The sequence below is a fragment of the uncultured Frigoribacterium sp. genome, assembly GCF_963515265.1.
Classification (GTDB): Bacteria; Actinomycetota; Actinomycetes; order Actinomycetales; family Microbacteriaceae; genus Frigoribacterium.
In genome coordinates, this window is record NZ_CAUPYL010000119.1 from 1 (window position 1) to 7,969 (window position 7,969).

Consider the following 7,969-nt stretch of genomic DNA (forward strand, 5'->3'; position numbering starts at 1 on the left):
CGTCGAGGTCGCGGCGCCGGAGGCTGGACACGACGGCGACGACCGGCTCCCGAGCCGCGGCGGGCGGTGCGGGCGGCCCGGCCGGGTCGTCGAGGACGACGTCGGCGAGCGCGTCGAGGAAGGCGGTCGTGGTCTCGGGGTCGTGCCGGGCGACGAGGTCGCCGTCCGGCGTCGTGAGCAGGGCGACTGACCCCGCGTGGCCCCACTCGACCGCGAGCGTGGCGACGACCGACAGCGCCCACTCGAACGCGTCGCTGTGCCGGCCCGCGCCTCCCGGACCCGTCGTCGCGTCGTCCCACGACCCGAGCGAGGTGGGGAGGACGAGGCGCACGTGCGGCAGGCCGTGCTGTTCCTCCTGGCGCACCATCAGGTCGTCGTGCCGCGCGGAGGCCTTCCAGTGCACGCGGCGCATCGGGTCGCCACGACGGTACTCGCGGGTGACGGGGTCGTCCTCGGCGCCCGTGAGGCTCTGCCCGCGCTGGCGGCGGGCCCCGTCGCCGAGGGCCCGCGACTCGCGTGCGAGCCCGAGGTCGAGCACCTCGGGCACGACGACGAGCTCGTGCGTGCCGGGGACCGTCGTCCGGCGCCGCCCGACGCCGAACGACTCGACGAGGTCCACGGTCAGCGGGCCCACCCGGTGTCGGCCGCGGACGAGGTCGACGTGGCGGAACACGGCGGTGGAGGTGCGACCCGGCTCGAGCGCGACGGTCGCGGACTCCGCGGACGGCCCGCCCCTCCACGGCAGGCCCTCGCGCAGCACCACGACCTGGCTCCTCCCCCGGGGCGTGAGCGAGAGCGTCTCGACGACCGACCACCCGGCGACGCCGCGGCCGGGGCTGAATCGCCGCGCCACGTCGAGGTCGGGGCGGCGGACGACGAGGGAGACGAGCACCACGACGACCAGGAGCACGAGCACGAGCCCCGCGAAGACGAGGGGCGTCGCGTCGAGCAGCACGCCGGACACGACGACGACGACGCCGGCGGCGACCACGCCCGCTCCCCGCGCCGTAGGGCGCGGCGCCTGCCCGAGCGCCACGGTCAGCGCGCGTCGGCGGGGTCGCCGAGCGGCACGTCGGTCGCCTCGACCACGTCGGCGACGAGGTCGTACGCCGCGGTGACCGCCCCTGCCCCGGCACGGCCCGCGAGGATGATCCGGTGCCCGAGGACGGGCCCGCTGAGGGCGTCCACGTCGTCGGGGACCACGAACGAGCGGCCGTTCAGCGCCGCCCACGACTTCGCGGCGCGCATCAGCTGGAGCGTGGCGCGGGGGCTCGCCCCGAGCCGGACGTCGGGGTGCACCCGGGTCGCCTGCACGATGCGGACCGCGTACCGCTCGACCGCCTCGGCGGCGAAGACGTCGCGGACGGCGGCGATCATGCGGGTCAGGTCGTCGAGCGAGACGAGGGGCTGCAGCACGTCGAGGGGACTCGTCCGCTCGCGCTGGCGGAGCATGCGCAGCTCGCTCTCGGCGTCGGGGTAGCCGAGCGAGATGCGGGCCATGAAGCGGTCGCGCTGCGCCTCGGGCAGCGCGTAGGTGCCCTCCATCTCGACCGGGTTCTGCGTCGCGACGACGAGGAACGGCTGCGGCAGGGGGTGCGTGATGCCGTCGACGGTGACCTGCCGCTCCTCCAGGCTCTCCAGCAGGGCCGACTGCGTCTTCGGGGACGCCCGGTTGATCTCGTCGCCGATGACGACGTTCGCGAAGACGGGGCCAGGGACGAACTGGAAGCCGCCCCGCTCCCGGTCGTAGACCGAGACGCCCGTGATGTCGCTCGGCAGCAGGTCGGGGGTGAACTGGATGCGCGTGACGGTGGCGTCGACCGCCTTGGCGAGCGCCCGGGCGAGCTGCGTCTTGCCGACTCCGGGGACGTCCTCGATCAGGAGGTGCCCCTCGGCCAGCAGGACGGTGAGCGCCGTGCTGATGGCCCCGTCCTTGCCGTCGATCACCGTGGCCACGGCCTCGAGGATGCCGCGCGCCTTCTGCTGCACCTCGTCGAGCGACATCGGCGGGCCCGCGACCGCGGCCTCGGGCCTGCGGCGGTCGCGTCGAGCGTCGCTGCCGGGGGTGCTGGTCGTGGTCGTCGTCATCGTCGTCGTCTCTCGGGTGCCGGGCGTGATCTGGATCGGTCCGTGGTGCGTCGTGTCGTGTTCGGAGTGCGGTGCGGCGGAGGTGGGTCGGTGGGCCAGGGGCGCGGGGTGGGCCGGGTCGGTCAGCTCGTCGCGAGGTAGTCGGCGACGGCCGTCGGGACGTAGGGCCGCACGTCGCCGCCGAGCGACGCGACCTGGCGCACGAGCGAGCTCGAGACGTGGGCGTGGGCCGGGTCGGGCAGCAGGAACACCGTCTCGACGCCGGCCAGGCTGCGGTTCATGATGGCCATCGGCGTCTCGTAGGCCACGTCGACCTGGGAGCGGATGCCCTTGACGAGGACGGACGCGCCGACCTCGGTGCAGTAGTCGACCAGCAGCCCGACGCTCCAGCTGTGCACCGACACGGTGCCCGGCAGGCCCGCGTCGCGGAGGGACCGCTCGAGCAGCGACACCCGCTTCGGCAGAGGCAGGAGGGCCGTCTTGTCGGGGTTGTGCACGACCAGGACGTGGACCTCGTCGAAGATGCCCGCAGCCCTGGCGATGACGTCGACGTGGCCGAGGGTGACCGGGTCGAACGACCCCGGGACGACGGCGATCCTGCTCATCCCGTCACCCTAGCCGGTGGCTCGGCAGAGACCCTCAGCCCGCCGCCATGAAGTCGCGGCTCGAGTCGTCGAGCCGGCGCGCGATGGCCGCGGCGAGCGCGGGGTGCTCCCCCAGCGACGGGTCGGCCTCGAGCAGCTCGGCGGCGTGCTCGCGGGCGGTGCCGATCAGGTCGCCGTCGGTCGTCACCCGCAGCAGGCGCAGCGACGACCGGCCGCCCGACTGGAGGCTGCTGAGCACGTCGCCCTCGCGCCGCAGCTCGAGGTCGACCTGGGCGAGCTCGAACCCGTCGAGGGTGGCGGCGACGGCGTCGACGCGCTCGCGTGCCGTCGAGTCGACGGGCGCGTGCGTCACCAGGAGGCAGAGGCCCGGATGGCCGCCCCGGCCGACCCGGCCGCGCAGCTGGTGCAGCTGCGAGATGCCGAACCGGTCGGCGTCGAGCACCACCATCGTGGAGGCGTTGGGGACGTCGACGCCGACCTCGATCACCGTGGTCGCCACCAGCAGGTCGATCTCGCCCCGGGCGAAGCGCTGCATGACGTCGTCCTTCTCGTCGGCCGACATGCGACCGTGCAGCGGCTCGACCCGGGCGCCAGCGAGCACGGGCAACGAGCGGGCGAGAGCCGTGACGGCCTCGACGCTGGCGCGCTCGGGGGCAGGAGGCGCGCCTCCTGCGGTCTCGTCGGCCGCGGCGGAGCCTGCCCTGCCTGCCTCCGGTCCCCCGCCCTCGGCCCCGGCGGCCGGCTCGCCCTGCTCGACCGTCGCGGCGTCGATGGCGGGGCAGACGACGAAGACCTGGCGCCCCTTCGCGATCTCCTCTGCGGAGCGCTGCCAGATGCGGTCGGCCCAGCCGGGCCGGTCGGCGAGGGGCACGACGAACGACTCGATCGGCTGCCGGCCGGCCGGCAGCTCGGTGATCGTCGACACGTCGAGGTCGCCGAAGACGGTCATCGCGACCGTGCGGGGGATGGGCGTCGCGGTGAGCACGAGCACGTGCGGCGGGGCGGCGCCCTTGCGGCGGAGGGCCTCGCGCTGCTCGACGCCGAAGCGGTGCTGCTCGTCGACGACGACGAGCCCGAGGTCCCAGAACTCGACCGCGTCGCTGATCAGCGCGTGGGTGCCGACGACGATCCGGGACTGCCCGCTCACCACCGCGAGGGTGGCCTTGCGACGCTCGGCGGTGCTCATCTGCCCGGTCAGCAGCACGGGGCGCAGCTCGGCGGCGAGGTCGGGGCCGAGCGACCGCACGATCGAGCGGAGGTGCTGCCCCGCGAGCACCTCGGTCGGGGCGAGCAGCGCCGACTGGCCGCCGCTCTCGGCGACCGCCAGCATCGCGCGCAGGGCCACGAGGGTCTTGCCCGAGCCGACCTCGCCCTGCACCAGGCGGTTCATCGGGACGTCGGCCGCGAGGTCGCGGTCGATCTCGGAGCCCACCAGGACTTGGTCGGCGGTGCGCTCGAAGGGCAGCGCCGCGTCGAGGCGCTCGAGCAGGCCGCCCGGCCTCGCCGAGCGAGCCGTCGCCTTCGTCGTGCGCAGAAGGGCACGCTGCTGCAGCAGCGCGCTCTGCAGCACGAACGCCTCCTGGAACCGCAGGGCGTCGCGGCCCCTCAGGTGGTCCCTGTCCTTCTCGGGCCGGTGCACCAGCTCGAGCGCCTCGCGGAGCGGCACGAGCTCAAGCTCGGCCCGGACCGACGCCGGCACGGGGTCGTCGAGAGGCGGCAGCGTGTCGAGCACCACCTCGACCGACTTCTGCACCTGCCACGACGCCACGGAGGCGCTGGCCGGGTAGATCGGGATCGGCTGCCGCGCGAAGGCCTGCGCCTCGGCGTCGCCGACCCCGGCCACGGCCTCGTGCGACGCGTCGAACAGCTCGTAGTCGGGGTGCGCCAGCTGCCGCAGGCCGCGGTAGTCGCCCACCTTGCCCGCGAAGATGCCGCGCGCCCCGGGCACGAGGTCGCGCGAGCGCCAGGCCTGGTTGAAGAACGTCAGGGTGAGGATGCCCTCGCCGTCGCCGATGCGCACCTCGAGGATCGACCCCCGACGGGCCCGCATGGTGCGCTCGCGCACGTCGAGGACCTCGGCGACGATCGTCACGGACTCGCCGAGCGGCAGCGAGTCGAGCGCCGTCAGCTCGCCGCGCCGGGCGTAGCGCCGCGGGTAGTGGGACAGGAGGTCGCCGACGGTCCGCAGCCCGAACGCCTTCTGCATCGCCTGGGCCGTGCGGCCGCCCAGGGCGCCGGAGAGCGCGGCGTCGAGCGGCGACGGGTCGGGCAGGGGCGCGGGCACGTCCCCACGCTACTGCGCGCCCCCGACAGGGCCGGGCCCGACCCAGCGCCTCAGAGCCGGAACGAGTAGCCGCCGGAGGCGCGGGTCGACGCCGCGAGCGCGGTCACGTGCCGGTCGTCGTTCACCTCGAGGGCCCGGAGCTGCCGCGCGACCTGCCGTGCGGACTGCTTGCAGAACCCGATCGCCAGGTGGCGCTCAGCGTCGGAGTCGGCCCGCGCCTCCTCGAGGGCGACCGAGGCCCGTGACAGCACGGCCGTCTGCGCGTAGATGCCGGACGCCGCGTCGGCGAGGCGCTTCTGCACGAGCTGGGCCTCCTGCACCCGCTTGCCGTGCTTGCGGAGGGCGCCCTCGGCCCGCTCGCGCAGCTGGGAGACCTGCTCGCCCACCTGGGCCGCGGCGCGCGCGAGCTGCGGGTGCACGCCCACCGGCCGCTCGGGCCTGATGCGACGCTGCACGCGACCTGCCACGTACGGCGCCAGCACGCCCATCGCCCGGCCGGGGTCGCCGATGCTGAGGGAGGCCACGTCGGGCAGCTCCTCGCTGAGGGCCTTGAGTCCGTTGAGGGCGACGAAGGCGCGGAGGACGTCGTTCGCGCCCTCGAAGATCGGGAAGATGCGGAAGTCGCGCAGGGCCTTCGACAGCGGGTGCCCCTCCATGTAGGCCTCGCCGCCGTGCAGCTGCACCGCGCGGTTGAGGGCGTACCAGCCGGTGTCGCTGGCGGTCACCTTGGTCATGGCCGACTCGAGCGCGAAGTCGGTGTCGCCGCGGTCGACGAGACCGGTGGTCAGGTACGACATCGACTCGACGCCGTAGATCTGCTGCGTCATCCACGCGAGCTTGTCGCCGACCATCTCGAAGTCGGCGAGCGGCCTGCCGAACTGGTGGCGCGCCTCCGTGTGCTCGAGGCTCAGCTCGAGGAACCGCTTCATGCCGCCCGCGATCGCCGTGCCCATCGACATGCGACCGTTGTTCAGCGTGTTCACCGCGATGCGGAAGCCGTCGCCCGGCTCGCCGAGCAGGTTCTCCGCGGGCACCCGCACGTCCTTGAAGTGCACGCGCTGGAGGTGGTTGGCCTTGAGGCCGTGGGTCTCGAAGCGGGGGCCCGTGCTGAGCCCGTCCGTGCCCTTCTCGACGATCAGGGCCACGTGCCCGAGGTCGCTCTGCGCGAAGACCGTCAGGACGTCCTTGTCGCCGTTGCCGATCCAGCGCTTCTCGCCGTTCAGCAGCCAGCTCCCGTCGGCCTGCCGCTCGGCCCGGGTCTCGAGGGCGTAGGCGTCGCTGCCCACGTTCGGCTCGGTGAGGACGAAGGCCGCGAGCTTGCGTCCGCTCGCCAGGTCGGGCAGCCAGCGGGCCTTCTGGTCGTCCGTGCCGAAGAGGTGCAGCGGCTTCGTGCCGATCGACTGGTGCACGCCCATCACGGTGGCGAGGGTGCCGTCCACCCGCCCGAACTCCTCGTAGACGCGGCAGTAGGCGCTCTGGCTGAGGCCGAGCCCGCCGTACTCCTCGGAGACGAACAGGCCCATCAGCCCTCGCTCGCCGAGCGCCCGCACCGTGTCGTCGCCGATCCAGCCCTCGCGCTCGGCCCGCAGCGGGTCGTAGTCGGCCAGCACCTCCCGGGCCGACGCCGAGACCGTCTCGACCCTGGCAGCCTCGGCCGTCGACATGTGCGGGTAGGGGAACGCCAGCTCGGACGCGATCCGCCCCGCGAAGAGCGACTTGGTGAAGGAGGGCCTGACAGTACGATCGACGCTGGTCATGGGAGCGATCGTGCCCGCAGGGGCGACCGCCGACAACTCGCTTGTGCGGGTCCCACGACCGGTCGCGCGCCTCCTCGGGGCCGCGTTGTCGACTTGCTCGAACGACCGCGGCGATGGACCAGGATGGGGTCGTGTCCCGCATCATCTCCGGCTTCGCCGACAACCTGACCCTGGCCGTGCCGAAGACGGGCACCCGACCCACGAGCGACCGGGTGCGCGAGGCGCTGTTCTCGTCGCTCGACGCGCGGGACGAGATCGCCGGACGCCGCGTGCTCGACCTCTACGCCGGCACCGGCGGGCTCGGACTCGAGGCAGCGTCGCGGGGGGCCGCCTCGGTCGTGCTCGTCGAGAAGGCGCCGGCCGCGGCGAAGGCGCTGCGGAAGAACGTCGACGCCGTCGTGGGCCGGGCACCCGCCGGGAAGGCACCCCGGGTCGACGTCGTCGCCCAGCCGGTCCGGTCGTACCTCGGCGGCGGCGCCGGACTCGTCGACCTGGTCTTCTTCGACCCGCCCTACGAGCTGTCCGCGGCCGAGCTGGCCGCCGACCTCGAGGCGCTGCTGCCGTCGCTGGCCGAGGAGGCGCTGGTCGTCGTCGAGCGCGCCTCCCGCGACGGGGAGCCCGGCTGGCCCGACGGGCTCACGCTCGACGCCCGCAAGTCGTACGGCGACACGACGGTCTGGTTCGCGACGCGCGACGCCTGAGCAGCGGGTGGGACTGCGGGTGCGGCTGCTGCCGAGGGGCCCGCAGGATGTCGAGGCGAGACAGATCCGCCTCGGCAGGGCCGCCGCAGGCTGGCCCCGGGCACTCCTCGGGCCGGATCACTCTCACATTACGGGGCAGAGAACATCGTCGGGGCCGCGGGCGGACGCGGCGGGGCACGAGGGGCAGCGACCGGGCAGGTCAGCCCTGCTGGCCGGTCCAGAGGCGGTAGGGGTCCCAGCCGCCGGGCTCGCCGAGGTCGCGGCCGTCGACGGCGACGCGGGGGGCCCCTCCCCCGACGTCGCGGACCGTGCCGAGCCGGCGGAACCCGCCGGGGAGGTCCGCGCCGGGCGGGAACGTCGCGAGCAGCGAGTGGTCCTCTCCCCCGGCGAGGGCAGCGTGCGGGTCGGCTCCCAGGGCCGCGGACTCGAGGTCGAGCACGACCCCGGAGGCGCGGGCCAGCCGGGAGGCGTCGAGGGCGAGGCCGTCGGACAGGTCGAGCATGGCCGTCGCCCCCGCGAGGGCGGCGGCAGGCC

6 protein-coding genes and 1 pseudogene are annotated in these 7,969 nt (G+C 74.5%); 1 reads left to right on the top strand and 6 read right to left on the bottom strand.

The window, feature by feature from the left end:
• From RWM17_RS09965 to RWM17_RS09985, 5 genes are all read right to left on the bottom strand, one after another.
• A partial coding sequence (locus tag RWM17_RS09965; RefSeq protein ID WP_314103218.1) for a DUF58 domain-containing protein occupies positions 1 to 991 on the bottom strand: 991 nt, incomplete at its 3' end.
• A 47-nt stretch (positions 992 to 1,038) separates the two neighbouring features.
• Positions 1,039 to 2,088, bottom strand: coding sequence for an AAA family ATPase (locus RWM17_RS09970; protein WP_399540418.1), 1,050 nt, complete (start codon positions 2,086 to 2,088; stop codon positions 1,039 to 1,041).
• Positions 2,089 to 2,210: 122 nt separating this feature from the next.
• Positions 2,211 to 2,693 (bottom strand): pantetheine-phosphate adenylyltransferase, encoded by a 483-nt coding sequence (gene coaD, locus RWM17_RS09975; RefSeq protein WP_314103220.1) that lies wholly within the window; start codon positions 2,691 to 2,693, stop codon positions 2,211 to 2,213.
• A gap of 34 nt (positions 2,694 to 2,727) precedes the next feature.
• Positions 2,728 to 4,899 (bottom strand): ATP-dependent DNA helicase RecG, encoded by a 2,172-nt coding sequence (locus RWM17_RS09980; protein ID WP_399540421.1) that lies wholly within the window; start codon positions 4,897 to 4,899, stop codon positions 2,728 to 2,730.
• 128 nt (positions 4,900 to 5,027) lie between these two features.
• On the bottom strand, positions 5,028 to 6,734 hold the full coding sequence (locus RWM17_RS09985; protein ID WP_314103225.1) for an acyl-CoA dehydrogenase family protein: 1,707 nt from the start codon (positions 6,732 to 6,734) through the stop codon (positions 5,028 to 5,030).
• Positions 6,735 to 6,865: 131 nt separating this feature from the next.
• On the opposite strand from RWM17_RS09985, the gene rsmD reads away from it, so the two are divergent.
• On the top strand, positions 6,866 to 7,435 hold the full coding sequence (rsmD, locus tag RWM17_RS09990; protein ID WP_314103228.1) for a 16S rRNA (guanine(966)-N(2))-methyltransferase RsmD: 570 nt from the start codon (positions 6,866 to 6,868) through the stop codon (positions 7,433 to 7,435).
• Positions 7,436 to 7,634: 199 nt separating this feature from the next.
• Here rsmD and RWM17_RS09995 read toward each other — a convergent pair.
• A pseudogene (locus tag RWM17_RS09995) lies at positions 7,635 to 7,969 on the bottom strand (thiamine-phosphate kinase); the annotation flags it as partial.

Coding starts and splice junctions, on each gene's coding strand:
- RWM17_RS09970 (WP_399540418.1), bottom strand. CDS start 2,088: ATGACGACGACCACGACCAGCACCCCCGGCAGCGACGCTCGACGCGAC.
- RWM17_RS09985 (WP_314103225.1), bottom strand. CDS start 6,734: ATGACCAGCGTCGATCGTACTGTCAGGCCCTCCTTCACCAAGTCGCTC.
- RWM17_RS09980 (WP_399540421.1), bottom strand. CDS start 4,899: ATGCAGAAGGCGTTCGGGCTGCGGACCGTCGGCGACCTCCTGTCCCAC.
- coaD (WP_314103220.1), bottom strand. CDS start 2,693: ATGAGCAGGATCGCCGTCGTCCCGGGGTCGTTCGACCCGGTCACCCTC.